The sequence below is a fragment of the Bifidobacterium pongonis genome, assembly GCF_019331805.1.
GTDB lineage: Bacteria > Actinomycetota > Actinomycetes > Actinomycetales > Bifidobacteriaceae > Bifidobacterium > Bifidobacterium pongonis.
In genome coordinates this window covers 1-19,004 of sequence record NZ_JAHBBE010000027.1, presented here as the reverse complement: position 1 = coordinate 19,004, position 19,004 = coordinate 1, and the positions used below count along the sequence as shown (strand labels likewise).

At 63.7% G+C, this 19,004-nt stretch carries 14 protein-coding genes; 12 read left to right on the top strand and 2 right to left on the bottom strand.

Annotated elements, in window-relative coordinates; all coding sequences use genetic code 11:
- Positions 1-26: 26 nt before the first annotated feature.
- Both serA and KIH75_RS07335 read right to left on the bottom strand, forming a co-directional pair.
- Positions 27-1,226, bottom strand: a complete 1,200-nt coding sequence (gene serA, locus KIH75_RS07340) for a phosphoglycerate dehydrogenase (RefSeq protein ID WP_219056106.1) — start codon at positions 1,224-1,226, stop codon at positions 27-29.
- 10 nt (positions 1,227-1,236) lie between these two features.
- Positions 1,237-3,516 (bottom strand): HelD family protein, encoded by a 2,280-nt coding sequence (locus KIH75_RS07335; RefSeq protein WP_219056105.1) that lies wholly within the window; start codon positions 3,514-3,516, stop codon positions 1,237-1,239.
- A gap of 349 nt (positions 3,517-3,865) precedes the next feature.
- On the opposite strand from KIH75_RS07335, the gene mraZ reads away from it, so the two are divergent.
- The 12 genes from mraZ (at position 3,866) to KIH75_RS07275 (ending at position 18,421) form a co-directional block, all read left to right on the top strand.
- A complete protein-coding gene (gene mraZ / locus KIH75_RS07330) occupies positions 3,866-4,339 on the top strand; it encodes a division/cell wall cluster transcriptional repressor MraZ (RefSeq protein ID WP_219056119.1) in 474 nt (157 codons plus the stop codon).
- Complete coding sequence (gene rsmH / locus KIH75_RS07325; RefSeq protein ID WP_219056104.1) at positions 4,339-5,397, top strand: 16S rRNA (cytosine(1402)-N(4))-methyltransferase RsmH; 1,059 nt, start codon at positions 4,339-4,341, stop codon at positions 5,395-5,397. Before mraZ ends, rsmH begins: the two co-directional genes overlap by 1 nt.
- A 1-nt stretch (position 5,398) precedes the next feature.
- Positions 5,399-5,848, top strand: coding sequence for a cell division protein FtsL (gene ftsL, locus KIH75_RS07320; RefSeq protein ID WP_219056103.1), 450 nt, complete (start codon positions 5,399-5,401; stop codon positions 5,846-5,848).
- Positions 5,845-7,656 carry a peptidoglycan D,D-transpeptidase FtsI family protein gene (locus KIH75_RS07315; RefSeq protein ID WP_219056102.1) on the top strand — a complete coding sequence of 604 codons (1,812 nt, stop codon included), beginning with the start codon at positions 5,845-5,847 and terminating at the stop codon, positions 7,654-7,656. Before ftsL ends, KIH75_RS07315 begins: the two co-directional genes overlap by 4 nt.
- Positions 7,657-7,690: 34 nt before the next feature.
- Complete coding sequence (locus tag KIH75_RS07310) at positions 7,691-8,581, top strand: UDP-N-acetylmuramyl peptide synthase (RefSeq protein WP_219056101.1); 891 nt, start codon at positions 7,691-7,693, stop codon at positions 8,579-8,581.
- Positions 8,582-8,671: 90 nt separating this feature from the next.
- Positions 8,672-10,138, top strand: coding sequence for a UDP-N-acetylmuramoyl-tripeptide--D-alanyl-D-alanine ligase (locus KIH75_RS07305; protein ID WP_219056118.1), 1,467 nt, complete (start codon positions 8,672-8,674; stop codon positions 10,136-10,138).
- A 61-nt stretch (positions 10,139-10,199) separates the two neighbouring features.
- On the top strand, positions 10,200-11,306 hold the full coding sequence (gene mraY / locus KIH75_RS07300) for a phospho-N-acetylmuramoyl-pentapeptide-transferase (protein WP_219056100.1): 1,107 nt from the start codon (positions 10,200-10,202) through the stop codon (positions 11,304-11,306).
- 63 nt (positions 11,307-11,369) lie between these two features.
- Complete coding sequence (gene murD / locus KIH75_RS07295) at positions 11,370-12,824, top strand: UDP-N-acetylmuramoyl-L-alanine--D-glutamate ligase (protein ID WP_219056099.1); 1,455 nt, start codon at positions 11,370-11,372, stop codon at positions 12,822-12,824.
- Between the two features lie 196 nt (positions 12,825-13,020).
- Complete coding sequence (locus tag KIH75_RS07290) at positions 13,021-14,157, top strand: FtsW/RodA/SpoVE family cell cycle protein (RefSeq protein ID WP_236028116.1); 1,137 nt, start codon at positions 13,021-13,023, stop codon at positions 14,155-14,157.
- A 23-nt stretch (positions 14,158-14,180) separates the two neighbouring features.
- A complete protein-coding gene (locus tag KIH75_RS07285; protein WP_219056098.1) occupies positions 14,181-15,350 on the top strand; it encodes a UDP-N-acetylglucosamine--N-acetylmuramyl-(pentapeptide) pyrophosphoryl-undecaprenol N-acetylglucosamine transferase in 1,170 nt (389 codons plus the stop codon).
- Between the two features lie 216 nt (positions 15,351-15,566).
- Complete coding sequence (murC, locus tag KIH75_RS07280; RefSeq protein ID WP_338024314.1) at positions 15,567-16,979, top strand: UDP-N-acetylmuramate--L-alanine ligase; 1,413 nt, start codon at positions 15,567-15,569, stop codon at positions 16,977-16,979.
- A 131-nt stretch (positions 16,980-17,110) separates the two neighbouring features.
- The gene (locus tag KIH75_RS07275) at positions 17,111-18,421 is read left to right on the top strand and encodes a cell division protein FtsQ/DivIB (protein WP_338024313.1); all 1,311 of its coding nucleotides are present in this window, start codon (positions 17,111-17,113) and stop codon (positions 18,419-18,421) included.
- Positions 18,422-19,004 lie beyond the last annotated feature (583 nt).

The window sequence follows — 19,004 nt, the reverse complement described above, 5'->3', positions numbered from 1 at the left end:
CCCCTCTCGCAAACGTGTGCGGCGCGTCAGCTGATCACACGCATACGGATGGTGCCCTCGATGGCGCGAAGCTCCTCCAAGGTCTCACGGCTCGGACGCTGGGCCACGTCGGTGACCACATAGCCGAGCTCGCCCTCGGTGCCAAGTGCCTGCGCGGCGATGTTGATGTTCTCCTCGCCAAGCACATGGTTCACGCGGGCCAGCACGCCGGGCAGGTTCGAATGCAGGTGCGCGATGCGGGCCACGCCGCGGTTCTCGCCCAGATTGATCTGCGGCATGTTCACGGAAAGGGAAGTGGAGCCCTTCTCCCAGTAGTCCTCAAGACGCTGCGACACGAAATGGCCGATGGACTCCTGCGCCTCCAGCGTGGAACCGCCGATATGCGGGGTCAGAATCATGTTGTCCTCGTCGGCCAGCGCGGTTTCGAACGGGTCGCCGGTCTTCTTCGGTTCGATCGGGAACACGTCCACCGCGGCGCCGGCGATATGGCCGGAATCCAGATGCTGCTTCAGCGCGCCCAAATCGGCCACGAAGCCACGCGACAGGTTCAGGAAGATGGAATCCTGCTTCATGTGGGCGAACTGATCTTCGCCGAAGAAGCCGGTGTTGGACTTGCGGCCGTCCACATGGAGGGTCACGATGTCGGACTGTTCGAGCAGTTCGTTCAGGGTTTCGCAACGGTGCGCGTTGCCCAAGGCGAGCTTCTCCTCCAGATCGTAGAACACCACGCGCATGCCGAGCGCCTCGGCCAGCACGGACAGCTGCGAGCCGATGTTGCCATAGCCGATGATGCCCAAGGTCTTGCCGCGGACCTCGTGGGAGCCGGTGGCGGACTTATCCCACATGCCGTGCTTCATATGATGCGTGTGCGCGGGGATGCGGCGCAGCAGGCAGATGATGTCGCCGATGACGAGCTCCACCACGGAACGGGTGTTCGAATACGGGGCGTTGAACACGGCGATGCCGCGCTTGCCCGCATAGTCAAGGTCGACCTGGTTGGTGCCGATGCAGAAGCAGCCGACGGCGCTGAGGTTCGGACGCGCGTCGATCACCTTGCGGGTGACGGTCGTCTTGGATCTCACGCCGAGCAGGTCGACGCCATCAAGAGCCTCGATGAGTTCGTCCTCGCTCAAGGCGCCCTTCATGGTGGTGACGGTGAAACCGTGATCGCGCAGCGACTTGGCCGCGTCGGGATGGATGTTTTCCAATAACAGTGCTTGAGGCATGGTACCCACCTTAGAGTTCAAGTTCGTGTTCGTCCAGCAATGTCCGAACAATGGCCAGACGCTGAGTCGGTCGCGTCATCGCCACATACAGGTCGGCGGCGGAAACCAGACGGCTCGGGGCCTCCTGGTCGATCAGCGCCGGTTCGACCACCACAACCGCATCATATTCGAGCCCCTTCACCGTTTCGGTGTCGCTCACCATGATCTGGCGGTCCCAGGAATCCTGGGCGTGCAGGCGACGCGCCTCATCGGCACCGAATTCACGCTTCACCTCGTCGTACACGGTGGACTCCAGCTGGTCGAGCAGCTGGTTCGGGCCGATCACGGCGACACGGCCGGTGCCGTCCTGCGCGACGAATTCACGCGCCAGCTTCACGGTCTCACGGGCGACGGCGCCGAACAACGCCTCACGATCCTCCACGGTGACGCGTTCGACCGAATCCGGAATACCACGCACCGCATGCACGGTGGAAATGTACAGGCCCTGCTTGGCGGCGAAATCGGACGCGAGACGCGAAACCTCCTGCGGGTTACGGTAATCGATGGTCAGCTCGTTCACATCCCAATGGCCGCGGCCGAACAGACGATCCATGGTCTTCGCCCAGGAGCGCGTGCCGCCCAAAGCCGAGGTCTGCGCCACATCGCCCACGATGGTGAACGAACGCGACGGGCAGCGGCGCATGAGCATACGCCAATCCATGGCGGTGAGCTCCTGCGCCTCATCCACCACGATATGGCCATACGTCCATTCGCGGTCGTTGGCCGCACGCTGCGCCGTATCTTCGGGGGAGGAGCCGTTGATATTGTCCAGCAGCATCTGCGAAGTGACGATGCCGTTGCCGATGCCCTCCTGCGCGAGCGTATCCTTGGCGAACTGGATCTCCTCATCATGTTTCGAGGCGAGACGCTTGCGGCGGGCCTCCACCTTCGGATCCTCGCCCAGCAGTTCCATGGCCTCATCCAGCAGCGCGACGTCGGAACGGGTGAACGGCGAACCCTTGGGGCGGGTCAGCGCCTTCACCTGCTCATCGGTCAGCCACGGCGCGTAACGGCGCAGCTTATGCGGCTTGGAGAACATGTCGTCGATCAGCCACTGGCCGGTCATCGGCAGCCACGCCAGATTCAACGTCACACGCACCTTGTCGTTCATGCGCAGCAACGACGCGACGCGGTACTGCTCGTCCTGATCCGGCGTGTAATCCAACTGCTCCTCATAGCGCATGCGCATGGCCGACAGCATGGATTTGACGAACGTTTCGCGAGCCTTGTTATGCGGCTGATGCGTACGCTTGGCATCGCCCAGCGCCTGCTCGATGTCGGATGGCAGCATGGGCACGTCGATGCCGTTGATATGCACGACCGGCAGATTCGACGGCACGCGCTCGCGGTCGGCCACGGCGTTGCGGATCGCGTTGACCATACGGCGGTCGCCCTTGATGTAGGCGACCTGCGGCGTATCGATGGCGGTCGCCACCACGCCGGGGATGAGATCGGCGATGGTGCGGCTCACCACACCGGTTTCGCCGAGCGACGGCAGCACCTGGTCGATGTAGTGCAGGAACGCCGGACTCGGGCCGACGACCAGCACGCCGGCTCTGGACAGCGTGCGGCGATGCGTGTACAGCAGGTAGGCCGCGCGATGCAGCGCGACCGCGGTTTTGCCGGTGCCCGGGCCGCCCTGCACCACCACGGCGCGGTCGATGGCCGAACGGATGATCCGATCCTGCTCGCCCTGAATGGTGGCGACGATATCGGTCATCTTGCCGGTACGACGTGAGCTCAGGGAAGCCAGCAGCGCGCCTTCGCCGGTAAGCGTGCCGGAGGTCGAAGCCTCATCCACGGACTTCGAATGGACGTCCAGCACCTCATCCTCCAACGCCACGACGTCGCGGAAATGCAGGGTGATATGACGGCGCATCACGATGTCGCCATGATGCGACGGCGTGGCCTCATAGAACGGACGGGCGGCTTCGGCACGCCAATCGATCAGCATGGGGTTATGACGTTCGTCGGTCAGACCGATACGGCCGATATACAGACGGTCGCCTTTCGAATCGTCAAGACGGCCGAACACCAGACGATCCTCCACGCCGCGCAGCTGTATGAGACGATCCTCATACATGGTGGCGAAGGAGTCGCGTTCGGTGCGCTGCGTGGGCGATCCGTGCGAGCCGGCGGCCCTGACCGCGTCGAGACGATGCTTCGTCTCCTCGCGCAATGCGTCCAGTCGGTTGTAGGCGCGGGTGACCGCGCGCTGTTCTTCCTCAAGTTGCGAGGCATAGGTCGACATCTGTTAGTTTCCGTCCCCTCACGATGCGTGAAAACTCAGACGTTCCAATGTACTCCGTCCCAAGGTCATTTTGGCGGCCATGCAGGGCGGATGGCCGGGGTTGCAGTTTTCAAACGCCATATATATAGGAGTATGCCGGGCGCGGAAGCTTGGGAGTGATGGCGGGGCGCGCGGGCAAGTGTGTCTTTTATGCGTTGAAATGCACTCAAGTGGCGACGCTGTGGGGAGAAATGGGGATAGGTGGGGTAAAGTGGGGCACAGTGTGTGAGTGAAGTATACCCAAAATCGTCTGGAAGGAGGTGGGGCAGTGGCCGAGGAAGCAACGAACGAAGCCGCGCCCGCCACCACGATGGACGATATGACCGGCGGCATGATGGGATTGCCGCCGCTGTTGCTGGGAACCTACACTCCGAAGATCGACGCCAAAGGGCGTATGGCGCTGCCCGCGAAAATGCGCTCGCAGCTTGGAGGCGGATTGGTTATGGCCAGAGGGCAGGAGCGTTGCGTCTACCTGCTGCCGGCCATGGAATTCCGCCGTATCGCCATGCAGATCCAACGGACCTCGATGAGTGACAAGGCGGCGCGCGAATACCTGCGCGTCTTCCTGTCCGGGGCGAGCGATCAGACCCCCGACAAGCAGGGGCGCGTGCTCGTACCGCAGATGCTGCGGGATTACGCCAACCTCGGCGACGACATCGTGGTGATCGGCGTGGGCACACGCGCCGAAATCTGGAACCGAACGACTTGGGAAGAATACTTGGCCGACAAAGAACAGGACTACGCCGAAATCGCCAATGACGTGCTGCCGGAGGTGGGATTCTGATGACGACGGACGACCGTTCCATTTCCACCATCCACCAGCCGGTGTTGCTGGAGGATTGCGTGCGTCTCGTCACCGGCGGTTTGGCCCGCAGACGCTCGCCGATCATCGTCGATTGCACGCTGGGGCTCGCCGGCCACGCCACCGCGTTCCTGAAAGCCGCGCCGGAAGCCCAACTCATCGGCATCGACCGTGACGCCGAGGCGTTGGCCCTGGCGACCGAACGCATGCGCAACGAGGGACTCGCCGACCGGTTCACCCCCGTGCATGCGCCCTTCGACGAATTCGCGCATGCGCTGGACGACAACGGTATCCGTCATGTCGACGCCGTGTTCATGGATCTTGGCCTGTCCAGCCTGCAGATCGACGAAACCGAACGCGGTTTCTCCTACTCGCATGACGCGCCCTTGGACATGCGCATGGACGTCAGCCAGTCGCTGACCGCCGAGCGTGTGCTCGCGGAATACGGCGAACGCGACCTGGCCCGCATCTTCAAGGTGTACGGCGAGGAACGCTTCGCACGCCCCATCGCACGTCGCATCGTGGCGCGGCGCACCCAGGAGGGGCCGCTCACCACCTCCGCCGAGCTCAACGAACTGGTGGACGAAGTGATCCCGAAGGCGCATCGCCCGGCCGGCAATCCCGCCAAGCGCGTGTTCCAGGCGCTGCGCATCGAAGTGAACGGCGAACTCGACAAGCTCGCCCGCACGCTGCCGCAGATCGCGTTGAAACTCAACAAGGGCGGTCGCATCGTGGTCGAGTCCTACCACTCGCTGGAGGATAAGACCGTCAAATCCTTCATGGCGCAAGGGCTTACGGCCCGCGTGCCCGCGAACATGCCGATCGTGCCGCCCGAAGCGATGCCGTTCTTCAAGGAATTGACGCGAGGTGCGATCAAAGCCGACGAGCAGGAGATCGCGCAGAACCCGCGTTCCGCATCCGTGCGCCTGCGCGCGGTGGAACTCACCAGGCCGTTGCCGGACGATATCCGCCACCAATTCGAAGACAGGGCCGAGGCGTCGACGATGCATGCCCACCGTTCCGCAGGGGAGGACCTCTGAGATGGCCACAGCACGCACGATCCGCTCCTCGGAGGCATCATCGAGGAAAGCCTCGCCCGATATCCGCCCCTCCGCACGACCCGAACTGCACGTCGTATCCGGAGGCAAGGATTCGGACGGCGATGGCATCAAGCGTTTCAACCGTTTCATCGCATGGGCAAGCAGCCGCAGGGCTTCGGCGCTGCGCGTGATCATCGCGGTGGCGGCCCTCGCCGGCACGCTGCTGCTCGCACTGGTATTGCGCACGCAGATGATCCAGAACTCCTTCGACTCCTCCAAACTGGAGGCCAGCATCAGCAGCCTGACCCAGGACGTGCAGGATGATCAGGCCAAACTCAACCAACTGCAGGCGTCACTGCCGCAGAAGGCGACCGACATGGGCATGATCCCGCAGCAGGGATCGGTGTCCATCGACCTGAACGGCTACAAGAGCAACGGGGAGCGGAAATGAAGCGGTTTCGCGATTGGAAGCGGGTGCATGGCATCGATGCCTTCGCGACCCGTTGCATCGCGGTCGGCATCGTGCTGGCACTCGTAGCAAGCGTCTGCCTGTGGAAACTGGTCTGCGTGCAGCTGCTTGACGGTCAGGCGACCGCCGAAGCGGCCACCAGCTACCGCACCTCCAAAGTGACCATCAGCGCCAAGCGCGGGCGCATCCTCGCCTCCAACGGCACGGTGCTCGCCCAAAGCGTGGAACGCTACAACATCATCGGCGTACCGGACGCGGCCACCTCCTTCACCCCGGTCGACTGCGGAACCAAAGAGGCCAAGGCGTTGAAATACTGCCATTCCATCGACGGCAAGCCGGTCGGCGCCACGGGAGCGGCGGCGGTCGCACGACTGCTCGCGCCGGTACTGGGCATGGACGCGATGGAACTCGGCGCCGAACTCAACGGCACGAACCAGTACGTGATCCTCAAAAAGGACGTCACCCCGCAGGTGAAACGCGCCATCGACAAACTCAACCTCTCCGGCATCGTGTACGGCGAGCTGAGCAGCCAGCGCGTATACGCGGAGAACACGCTGCTGGGCGCATTGCTCGGCGGCATGAACGACGACGGCACCGCCGCATCCGGCTTGGAACTCACCCTGAATAAGCAGCTCAGCGGCACCGACGGATACGTTGTGTACCAGCGCGGCAACAGCGGCGAAGTGATCCCCGGAACGGTCAGCGAAACCAAAAACGCGCAGGACGGCAGCGACGTGACCCTCACCATCGACTCCGACGTCGACTGGTACGTCAAGAAGGTTCTGAGCGAAGGCGTGTCGTCAAGCCACGCCAAATGGGGCATCGCTGTGGTCGAGGACGCCCGTACCGGCGAAATCCTCGCCCTGGAGGACAGCGACAGCATCCAAGCCGGATCCAGCGAGGCCAAGGCCAGCGCGTCCCGAGCCGTAACGCAGACCTTCGAGCCGGGCTCGATCGGCAAGGTGCCCGGTCTGGCGGCGATCCTGCAGAACGGCGTGCACAAGATCGACGACCATTTCACCGTTCCCTACCAGTACACGTCGGAAGGACAGACGTTCCACGACGTCGTATACCATCCCGACGAGCATTGGACGTTGGCGGGCATCCTGCAGAACTCCTCGAACTCCGGCATGGTCATGGCCGCCGAGAAGCTGAGCAGCCAGCAGCGTTACGACATGCTCACCAAATTCGGCGTCGGCCAGTCCACCGGGTTGAATCTTCCCGGCGAATCACGAGGCATCCTGAACAGCCCAAGCGCCTGGGACGGGCGTACCAAGAACACCGTGCTGTTCGGCCAAGGCTACACGGTGAACGCCTTGCAGCTGAGCCGCATGGTCTCCGTCATCGCGAACAAGGGCGTGAACAGGCAGCAGTCGCTGATCAAATCCGTCACCGACAAGAACGGCAAGGCCGTCAGCAAGCTCAACACGTCCGCCACCCGCGTCATCGACGAGAAGTACGCCAACCAGATCAAGGACGCCATGGAATCGGCGCTCGAGGAGTACAAGAACGTGGCCGGCGTGAGCGGCTACCGCGTTGCGGTCAAATCCGGTACCGCCGAAGTGGTGGGCGACGACGGCAGGTTGAGCTCGATCATCGCCGATTTCGCGGGCATCATCCCCGCCGACAATCCGCGGTTCATCGTCACCGTGGTGATGCAGGACCCGGACGGCCTGTACGGCGGTACCACGTCGGGTAAGCTGTTTGCGAAGATAGGTGAATTCCTCATGCAGAAGTACGACGTGCCGAATTCGTCGGCGCGCAACAATGCCATACCGGTCGAATGGTGACAAGCGTGATGCGAAGCGGAAGGCCATATTAATTATGAGTGCGGTAAATGAGTCCATCATGCAGCGGACGACGCTGGGGCAACTGACGGAACACTACGGGTGGGATCTCGTCCCGTCGTTCGCCACCAGCGTCACCATCACCTCGCTGGCGAACGACGTGGAATCGGTAAGCCCCGGCGCCCTGGTGATCATGGGCGACGATGTGGACGTGGACAAACTCCACCATGCGCGCGCCCGCGGCGCCTACGCGGCGCTCGTTCCGCCCGCGGCGCGCGAGGCGCTGATCGAGGAATCCGACCTGCCGCTGCTGTTCGCGAACCCCACGTCGCAGCAGCTGGGTCAGCTCGCCTCCCGCATGGCAGGCAACCCCTCCAGCATGCTCGCGGTATTCGCGGTATGCGGCAGCACCGCACGCCAGAACGCGGCGGTGGTCACGCAGCTCACCCGCTTCCTGCACATGCTCGGCAACCCCGTAGGCATGCTGAGCGTCGCAGGCTCCTACTCCCTGGAACGCAACCTGAACCTCACCTACCCGCTGAACATGCTCGACATGCAGCGCTCGCTGGCGGTGTGCGGCGAGGACGGGGTCGCCGCGATCGCGGTCTCCCTGGACGATCTCACCGTGGCCGCGCACGGCATGCAGGAAGTGAACGTGGACGTACTCGGATCCATGCAACCCGTGCCGGTGAACGCCGATCAGGCATTCATCGAACGGCTGCAGGAGGAATACGGGTTCAAGACGGAGAATCCCATCAAGGTGACGGTGCGCACGCTCGAATCGGATGCGCTCGCACGGCAGGCGTCCGGCGCGCTCTCCCCGGAGGACGAGCAACGCCTGTCGCTGGCCATCGCCATGGTCCTGGCGGCCGGCGTGCATCGCACGAACATCCGCAGCGCCCTGCGCATGGCGAAGGAAATGAAATAAGGAACGGAAACGGCGCGGGAGCCGCACGGGCGGCGCACGTACCGGAATGGACGAATACGGAAAAGTGAGGAACCGAAAGTGACAAGCATGATGATGCCGATGACGATTGAGGAGATCGCGGCAGCCGTCGCCGGGCGGATCGTGGCAGGCCCGCAGGGCGTTCCCGGCGGCGCCGTGGCGTTGCACGCCGTCAGCGATTCGCGCCAGGTGGAGAACGGCAGCGTATTCGTCGCGATCAAGGGCGAACGCGTCGACGGCCATGATTATGTGGCGGCGCTGGGATCCAAAGGCGCCGTCGCGGCGATCGTGGACCATGAGATTGCGGGTGCCGACGTGACGCAGATCGTGGTCGCCGACACCGTCGAAGCGCTGGGCGATCTCGCCAAAGCCAATATCGCGCGTCGTCGCGCCAGCGGTGAGCCGTTCACCATCATCGGCATCACCGGTTCGGTGGGCAAAACCACCACCAAGGATCTGACGAAGGCGCTGCTGTCCTCCATGGCGCCCACCGTCGCGCCGGTCGGCTCCTTCAACAACGAGATCGGCCTGCCGCTCACCGCGCTGACCGTGGGCGAACATACGCGCTATTTCGTGGCCGAAATGGGCGCGAACCATCTCGGCGAAATCGCGCACCTGACCACCATCGCCCCGCCCGACATCGCCCTCGTGCTCAAGGTCGGCGTGGCCCACTTGGGCGAATTCGGCTCGGTGGAGCACATCGCGCAGGCCAAGACGGAAATCGTGCGCGGCCTGGTATCGGACGGCATCGCCATGCTGAACACCGACGACGAGCATGTGGAGGCCATGTCCAAGGTGGCTCCCGGCAAGGTGCTGCGCTTCGGCATCGACGAAGCCAACGCGGAACGCTGCACACTGCACGCCCGCGACATCACCGTCGACGGATTCGACCGCGCATCCTTCACCATGGTCGCGGATAATGGCGAAACCGTGCCGGTCAGCCTGGCCATCCCCGGCGCGCACAACGTGATGAACGCGCTGGCGGCCTCCATGGTGGCGCACGAACTCGGCATGCCGCTGAACGACATCGCCCGCGTGCTCGGCGAACAGCGCCGCATCAGCCCCCATCGCATGGCGGTCTCCACCGTCGAACGTGACGGCGCGAGCTTCACCCTGATCGACGATTCGTTCAACGCGAACCCCGATTCGATGCACGCCGGCCTGGACGCCCTCGCACGCTGGTCCGAAGGCGCACAGTACCGTGTGGCGGTGCTCGGCGCAATGCTCGAACTCGGCGGCGACGAAAAGCAGCTGCACCGTTCCATCGGCGCATACGCCGCCGAACACGGCATCGACGCGGTGATCGCGGTCGGCAGCACTGCGGACGCCGATCTGGACGCATTGGCCGGGGAACTGGCCGAAGGCGCGAAGGAAGCGGGAACCGCCGCAACCGTGGAATGGGCTCACAGCGCCGACGAGGCCGACACCATCATCACACGCATCGCCCGCGACCATGCGGGCACGGTGGTGCTGCTGAAAGGCTCGCATGCCTCCGGGCTGAGCGCGCTCGCCGAACGCTGGTCGGCGGACGAGCGGTAGTCGCAAGCACCACGCCAAACTTGAGAAAATACAGGAACACAGAGGGAAAAGAGACGTTTAAGTGATCGCGCTCATCATTGGAATCCTGGTGTCGTTCATCGTCACGATCGTGGGCACACCGCTGCTTATCCGGCTGGTGCATCGTCTGCACTACGGCCAGTACATCCGCCAGGACGGCCCGCAGTCGCATCAGGTCAAGCGTGGCACCCCCACGCTGGGTGGTGTCGTCATCAATCTGGCCATCCTGCTCGGCTGGCTCTCCAGCGCGATCTACCGGTACTGCCGTAGCGGCGACGTGCCGTCACCCTCCGCGCTGCTCGTACTGTTCGCCATGCTGTCCATGGGCATGCTCGGCTTCATCGACGATTTCGCCAAGGTGCGCAAGAAGCAGAGCGAAGGCCTTACCGTTCGCGGCAAGTTCATCGGCCAGTTCGTGCTCGCCACCATCTACGCGGTGCTGTCGCTGATGATCCCCACCAAGTCCGGTTTCGCCAGCGCCCAGGCGGGTATCAGCTTCGTCGAGAAGCCGTTCATCAGCTTCGAATTCGCGGGCAGGGTGGTGGCCATCATCCTGTTCGTCATCTGGGTGAACTTCCTTATGGCGGCGTGGAGCAACGCCGTGAACCTGACCGACGGTCTGGACGGCCTGGCCGCAGGCTCCTCGATGATCGCCTTCGTCGGCTACGCGGTCATCGCGTTCTGGGAAAGCTACCATCTCAAGGGCGGCAACAGGGGAGGTTTCGCCTATGCGGTCTCCGACCCGCTCGACCTGACCATCATCGCGGTATGCGCCGCGGTCGCCTGCTTCGGCTTCCTGTGGTACAACACGAACCCCGCATCCATCTTCATGGGCGACACCGGCTCCCTGGCATTGGGCGGCCTGTTCGCGGCACTGTCCATCGCCACGCACACCGAAGTCCTCGCCGTCATCCTCGGCGGCCTGTTCGTCATCGAGGCGATGAGCGACGTGATCCAGGTCGGCTACTTCAAGATGACGCACAAGCGCGTGTTCAAGATGGCGCCGATCCACCATCATTTCGAACTGCTCGGCTGGCAGGAATCGAAGGTCGTGGTGCGTTTCTGGATGATCGAACTCATGTTCGTCGTGGTCGGACTCGTGCTGTTCTACTGCGACTGGGCCTCCCGGTCCGGCCTGCTGTTCGGCTGAGTCTCCCGACGAAACGCAAGCAAGCATACAAGGTTACGTACAGGGGTTATTGAAGGAGCAACAATGGATTTCACCAATGCAACAGTGCTGATCGCAGGTCTCGGAGTCTCCGGCGTTTCGCTGGCCGAAGTGCTCGCCGAACGGGGAGCCCACGTCATCGGCGTGGACGAGAGGAAGCCGGAAGCGGACCTGCACTCCTTCGACGACGTGAACTGGGATGAGATCGACTACGTGATGGCATCCCCGGTCTTCAACCCCCGCACGCCCTTCATCCTCGAAGCCGCCAAGCGCGGCATCCCCGTGATGAGCGAAGTGGAGTTCGCATGGCGGTTGCGCGTGAACAACGCCCGCACCGGCAAGCCCGCGCCGTGGATCGGCATCACCGGCACCAACGGCAAAACCTCCACCACGGAAATGACCTCGGCCATGCTGACCGCCTGCGGCATGGACGCGCCCACCGCCGGCAACATCGCCTCCGGCAACATGGCCATGAGCCTGTCCCGGTGCGCCACCAATCCGGAACACGACGCGCTGTGCGTGGAGCTCAGCTCCTTCCAAATGCATTTCACCGACTCCATGGAACTCGACTGCGCGGCGATCACCAACATCGCCGACGACCATCTCGACTGGCATGGCGGGCGCGAGAACTACGCCGCCGACAAGGCCAAGGTGTTCCACAACGTCAAGCGTGCACTGGTTTACAATGCGGACGATCCCGTGGTCACGGCCAAGGCCGATGAGGCGCAGACCGCGGAAGGTTGCCGCAGGATCGGCTTCACGCTGGGCGAGCCTACGGATGGGCAGATCGGCGTCGTCGACGGCTGGATCGTGGACATGAGCGGCGTCGCATCCGGTAAAGCCGGCACGCCGAACCGTCTGGCACCCATCAGCGAATTCACCCATCTGACCGAACCCGACGGCACCATCTACCCGCATCTGCTCGCCGACGCGCTGACCGCGCTCGCATTGGCCCTCGGCCTCGGCGCGGATACCGACAAGGCTTTGGAAGCGTTGAAGGCTTTCGCCCCCGGCGGCCATCGCATCGCCACCGTCGCCGCGACCGAACCCGACGCGGACGGTAACACCATCCGTTTCGTGGACGATTCCAAAGCGACCAACGCCCATGCGGTGAAGGCATCCATCTCCAGCTTCGCGCGCGGCAGCGTGGTGTGGATCGCAGGCGGCCTGGCCAAAGGCAGCCGCTTCGAGGATCTCGTGGCATCCCAGGCCGACGCGCTGAGAGGCGCGGTGATCATCGGCACCGATCAGGCTCCCATGCTCGAGGCCTTCGCCTCGCAGGCGCCGACCATTCCGCTGGCGGTCATCGACCCCGCCACCCCGAAGGAGCAGGTGATGGAACGTGCCGTCGAGGAGGCGAGTCGTATGGCCCAGCCCGGCGACGTGGTACTTATGGCGCCCGCCTGCGCATCCTTCGACCAGTTCAAGTCGTATGCGGATCGCGGGGATAAGTTCGCTCAGGCCGCCAAGCAATGGGTGGTGGCTCGTGGCGCGCATTGAATCGCCAAAACCCAAGCCGAAGGAGTCGCGTAGGGCGGTATCGTCCGGCAAACTGACATCCGGCAAACTGACATCCGGCAAGGTGCAGACCGGTAAGGTGCAGACCGGTAAAACGGTGTCGCGCTCCACATCGAAGTCATCGCATTCCGCGAACGCGGGGGAGACGGGCTCCAACCAGAACCGCAACCGTTTCGGCATGAGCAGCCTATTCAACCCGCTGTGGTGCTACCACGGGTTCATCATGGCGGTGGTCGGGCTGAGCGTGTTCGGCGTCATCATGGTGTTCTCCAGCTCGGCGGTATCCGCAGCGGCGGCAGGCAAATCGCCGTTCGTCTCGTCCCTGAGCCAGCTCGTGTTCTTCCTGATCGGCTTGGTCGCGGGCGCGGTCTGTTCAAGGATGCCCATCGCCCTGTACCAGCGTTTCGGATTCGTGGCCGTGGTGGTCGCCGGAATCCTGCAGGCGCTCACCTTCACCTCGCTCGGCGTGGGCCAGTACGGCAATGACGGCTGGATCTCCGTGGGAGGCATCACCATCCAGCCCGCCGAATTCGTGAAATTCGCGCTGTGCGTCTGGTTGCCGTCCGCGCTGGTGGTGGCGAACAAACGCTACGAAACCAAAGGAATCAGAGCATACGGCATGGCAGGTGTGGTGTATGGCCTGCTGCTGCTCATGATTCTCGGCGGCAAGGATCTGGGTACCGCCATGATCGTCGTGTTCATCGGCGTGGCCGCGTTCCTGGTCGCAGGGTTCCCGCTCAAATGGATGGCGGGACTGGTCGGCACCTTGGGGTCGATCGTCCTGGTCATGATCATGTCAAGCCAGAACCGACGCGACCGCATCCTCGCCGCCTACTCGTCATGCACCGCCGCCGACACGCAGAACATCTGCTACCAGTCCATGCACGCCAAATACGCCATCGCATCCGGCGGGATGTTCGGCGTGGGATTGGGCAACTCTCGTGAGAAATGGAATTACCTGCCCGCCGCGCATAACGATTTCATCTTCGCCATCATCGGCGAGGAAACCGGATTCATCGGCGCGGCCATGGTGATCCTGATCTTCGTGATACTCGGCTGGTGCCTGGTGTTCAGCGCGGTCCAGATCAAGCAAAGCTACAGTTCGATCGCCCTGATGTGCATCGCCACATGGCTGGTCGGCCAAGCCGTGGTGAACATCGGCGTCGTGGTCGGCGTGTTCCCGGTGTTCGGCGTGCCCATGCCGTTCGTTTCGGCGGGTGGCTCGTCCATGATCATGTGCCTGATGGTATCGGGCGTGGCGATGAGCCTGATGCGCCAGCAACCGCAGATCAAGGCCGCATCGCAACGCGTTTAGTTCACGGACTATGCTCGGAGATTATGAAAAAGATTGTTCTTGCAGGCGGAGGTACCGCCGGACATGTCAACCCGCTGCTTTCCGTCGCCGACGCCATCGTCAGGCTTGACCCGGACGCCAAGGTGAGCGTGCTCGGCACCGCGGTCGGATTGGAGAAGGACCTGGTTCCGGCAGCCGGGTACGAGCTCGACACCGTGGAGAAGGTGCCCTTCCCAAGACGCCCCAACAAGGCCGCGCTCCAATTCCCCATGAAATGGAAGAAGGAATGCGCCAAAACCCGTGAGATCCTCGAAGGGCGCGAAGCCGACGTGGTGGCCGGATTCGGCGGCTACGCCTCGGCCCCCGCATACTCCGTGGCACACAAGATGGGCATTCCTGTGGTGATTCACGAACAGAACGCGCGCGCGGGCATGGCCAACAAGCTGGGTGCGCGCTGGGCCGATTTCGTCGGCGTGGTGTATGAGGGCACCGGCCTGAAAGTCAAGGGCGACGGCGTGATCGAACGCGTCGGCCTGCCGTTGCGCCCCGTCATCGCGCAACTGGCATCGAAGCTGGAAACCGATCGTGCGGCGGCCCGCAAGGAAGCCGCGAAGGAACTCGGCGTCGACCCGGATCGCCCGCTTGTGCTCGTCACCGGCGGATCGCTCGGTGCGGTGAGCCTGAACCGTGCGATCGCGGCCGCATCCAAAGACGTGCTCGCCGTCGCCCAGGTCGTGCACCTGACCGGCAAAGGCAAGGCCGACGAAGTGCGCAAGCTGGTCGAAGTGAATGCCGGCGAAGGGCATGTCACCGGGCTTGGTGCGGAATATGCGGGTAGCGGCGACTACCATGTGGCCGAATACCTCGAACGCATCGACCTCGCATTCGCCTGCGCCGACCTGATCGTATGCCGTTCCGGCGCGGGAACCGTCGCGGAACTCACCGCGTTGGGTCTGCCCGCCGTCTACGTGCCGCTGCCCATCGGCAACGGCGAACAGCGTTTCAACGCGCAGCCCGTCGTGGAAGCCGGTGGCGGCGTCATGGTCAACGACGCCGACCTGACCCCGGCATGGGTGCGCGACCATGTGCCCGCGATGCTGGCCGATGAGGCGGCGCTGCAGGCCATGGGCGGCAAGGCTTGGGAGTACGGCATCCGCGACGCCGCCGACACCATGGCCCGCCGCATCCTCGACCTGGCCGACCGGAACGTGTGAAACGCGCGACCCATCGCATGAACCGCGGAACGTGACGCCCCCAACGGCGGCGTTCCGCGCCATAATCGTCGTAACGAAACAAGAGCAGAAAACCATATAAGGAGCGTTTTCGTGACTGCAACCATCACCCTTACCCCCGCCAACGCGGCGTTCGATGCTGAGGAAGGCATCGAGGTACTGGGACACACGCATTTCATCGGCATCGGCGGAGCCGGCATGAGCGTGCTCGCCGAGATGCTCCACCAGCGAGGCGTCGCGGTCAGCGGCTCCGACCGTGAACGCAGCGCCAAAACCGACCGTCTCGAAGCGCTGGGCATCCACGTCGAATTCGGCCAGCGCGCCGAAAACGTGGCCGACGCCGACACGGTCGTATACTCCAGCGCCATCAAGCCCGACAACCCCGAAATCGTGGCCGCGGCGGAACGCGGCGCCCGCATCGTGCACCGCAGCGACATCCTCGCCCTGCTCATGCACGGCCGTCGCGCGGTCACCGTCGCAGGCGCGCACGGCAAAACCACCACCAGCTCGATGCTCGCGCACGTACTCGTGCGCACCGGCAACGATCCGAGCTATGCAATCGGCGGATCCATCCAAGGCGCCGACGGATCCACGCTCGACGGCGGTCATGTGGGCGCGGGCGACGCGCTCGTGGCCGAAGCCGACGAATCCGACGGCAGCTTCGACAAGTACCGCCCGCAAATCGCGATCATCACCAACTGCGAAGCCGATCATCTCGACCATTACGGCGACGAAGCGCATTACCGCGCCGCATTCGTGCGTCACGCCGGGCATGCGACCGGGCATGTGGTCCTGTGCGCGGATGACGCCGACGCGCTGGCCGTACTCAACGCCATGCCGGGCGAAACCGCGGCCAAGGCGATCGTCTACGGCACGAGCGATCCCGCGGCGCTCGAACTGAACGGTGCCGCATACGTGCGCATCGTCTCCGAAAGCGAAAGCGCGGGAAGCGGCACGGAACGCTTCACCCTGAACGTGCCTGCGGGCGTGGCGGGGGAGAGCGCCTTCGATCTGGCTGTGGAACTCGCCGTTCCGGGCGTGCACAACGCGCGCAACGCCGCCGCGGCGCTCACCGCGGCCATGCTGCTGGGCGTCGACCCCGGTGAAGCGGCCAAGGCGATCGCCGACTTCCGTGGCGCGGCCCGACGATTCCAGGTTCGCGGAACCGTCAAGCAAGTCACCGTGGTGGACGATTACGCGCATCACCCCACCGAAATCGCCGCGCTGCTGGACGCCGCCCGCCGCCGTTACCCCGACGGCGCGATCCGCGTGCTCTTCCAGCCGCATCTGTTCTCCCGCACGAAGTTCTTCGCGCACGAGTTCGCCGAAGCGCTCGGCAAGGCCGACGACGTGATCGTCACCGGCGTGTTCCCCGCGCGTGAGAAGCAGGAGGATTTCCCGGGTGTCGGGCCGCTCACCATCGTGCGTGAAGCCAAGGGCATGAACGGTGTGGAATTCACCGCGCAGGAGGATATGCGTGTGGCGGCGCAGATGATGGTGATGCGTGCGCATCACGGCGACGTGATCTTCACCGTCGGTGCCGGCGACATCACCGACATGGGACCGGTGATGCTGCACGCGTTGGAAGCGCATCGCGAAGGATGTGAGTGATGGCGGGAAGGGTGGTTCGCTCGGGCCCCGACCATCAGGGACGCAAGCCACGCACCCTTTCGGGCAAGTCCGATCCCGTTCGTGGCGGTTCCGGGGGTGGGGCCGGTTCCGGGGCTAAAGGCGGCAGGAACGTGTCCGGGAACGGCTCCGATGCCGCAGCGCGTCGGAAGCCGGAAGCCAAGCATCCCATCAAACCCAGCACCCGCACGCAGCTGCGCAGAACCGGCGCGAACGGTGCCAAACAGCATACGAACGCCGCATCGCGAAACGTTTCGTCGAGGAGCGGTGCCTCATCGCGCAACAGCACATCACGTAACGTGCCGTCGCGCAATGTGCCATCGCACAATGCGTCCGGCGCCAACACCCCGCCCAAGGCGGTGAGCAAGCCCAGGAAACGCACCCCGTACAAGTCGACGCCGAACTCCGGGTCGGCGAGGAACGGCAGAACAGCCGCTTCCGCGCAGGCGGGGCAGCGGCGGAACATGGCATCCGGCAGCGCCGCAGGGCGCGGCATCGCCGGGGGAGGGCGCCGTACAGCAAGCTCCTCATACGGCGCGGTGGCGGCGGGAAACGCCAGCGTAAGCGCACCGGGCTCCTTCGTGGACGCCAGGAAACTCGCCAGCGAGGATCTGGTTGCCAAAACACTGCGCGAAAGCGCAGGCACCTTCGGCATGGCGGCTCGCCCGAAAATCGTGGACTTCACCGCGCGAGCCAAGGAACGCAAGCGCGTGAGCGCGCGTATCATCATCGTGCGCGTCGCCATCGTGACATTGACCGTGCTGCTCGTAATCGGGCTCGGATGGCTGCTGCTGTTCTCGCCGCTGCTGAGACTCGACGGAGAACAGATCAGCGTTCGCGGACTGAACAGTTGGGTTTCGGAAACGGAAGTGCGCGACCTGACGACCGAACAGGTCGGGCGCTCGCTGCTGTTGGTCGACACGACGAAGATCATTTCGCAAGCCAAGAACATCCCAGGCGTATCCGATGCCGAAATCTCCAAGGAATTCCCGCATGGGCTCGTCGTATCGCTGACCACGCAGCGGCCGGCCGCGATATTGAAGACGACGAACGGCAGGATCGCGGCTGTCGACTCCGACTACCGCGTCATGCACGTCATTTCGAAGGACGGGGCCGCAGGAATACCGACCATCGAAGTGAGCGACATCGAAACCAGTGTGAAGAACCGTTCCGTCAAGGAAGCGGTGAAGATACTGGATGCGCTGCCCGAATCGTTGCGTAAGCAGATCACCAAGGTGACCGCGAAAACCCAGGATTCGGTGACCACGGAGCTTAACAACGGCGAGCATTCCGTGGTGTGGGGCGATTCCTCGGATATCGCGCTGAAGAAGGCCGATGTCGACAAGATTCTTTCCGATCCGAATGTCATCGGGGATAAGACGCAGGTTGATGTGTCGTCGCCGTACCATCCGGTGCTGCGCTGAGGGCTGGCTGCGCGTTGGCGCAGCCGGGTGCGGCTTGGAAGCGACCGTGCGGCTGTGAGGCTGTGACTTGCTCGGTTGCGCGGGCGTGGGTCCGTGGGTCCGTGAGGCTGTGAGGCTGCGTCACTCGATCGCGCAACCTCACAAATCACGTCTTGGTACATCACAAACGGGCACAAACCGGTGGTTTGGGCTGTGTCGGTCTGCCAACTCGCCTATATATGGCAGATTTCGGGGTTTGGAAAATACTAGGTGGCTTATATATGGCACTTGGAACGCGATATGCCGAGTACGAACTGCGGAATTGCAACGTTCATACTTGCGATATGCGGGTTTGGGCGCCATATATAAGCCACCTGGCACAATCGCGACCCCCGAATCTGCCATAGATAAGCCGAGTAGGCGCCGTACGGGAGAGCAAACCTCCCGGAATGCGGCAGTGAAAGGTGGTTCCGTCGTGGTAGTGCCCGAAAAGTTGCGCACTTTGGATCATGGCCGTCCATGGCGCGATGATCAGTTCGCTTCCACGAGGTTGTCATCGAGCCGGGACATGTCCAGGTAGCGGCGGTTCGACCATTCGTTCGCG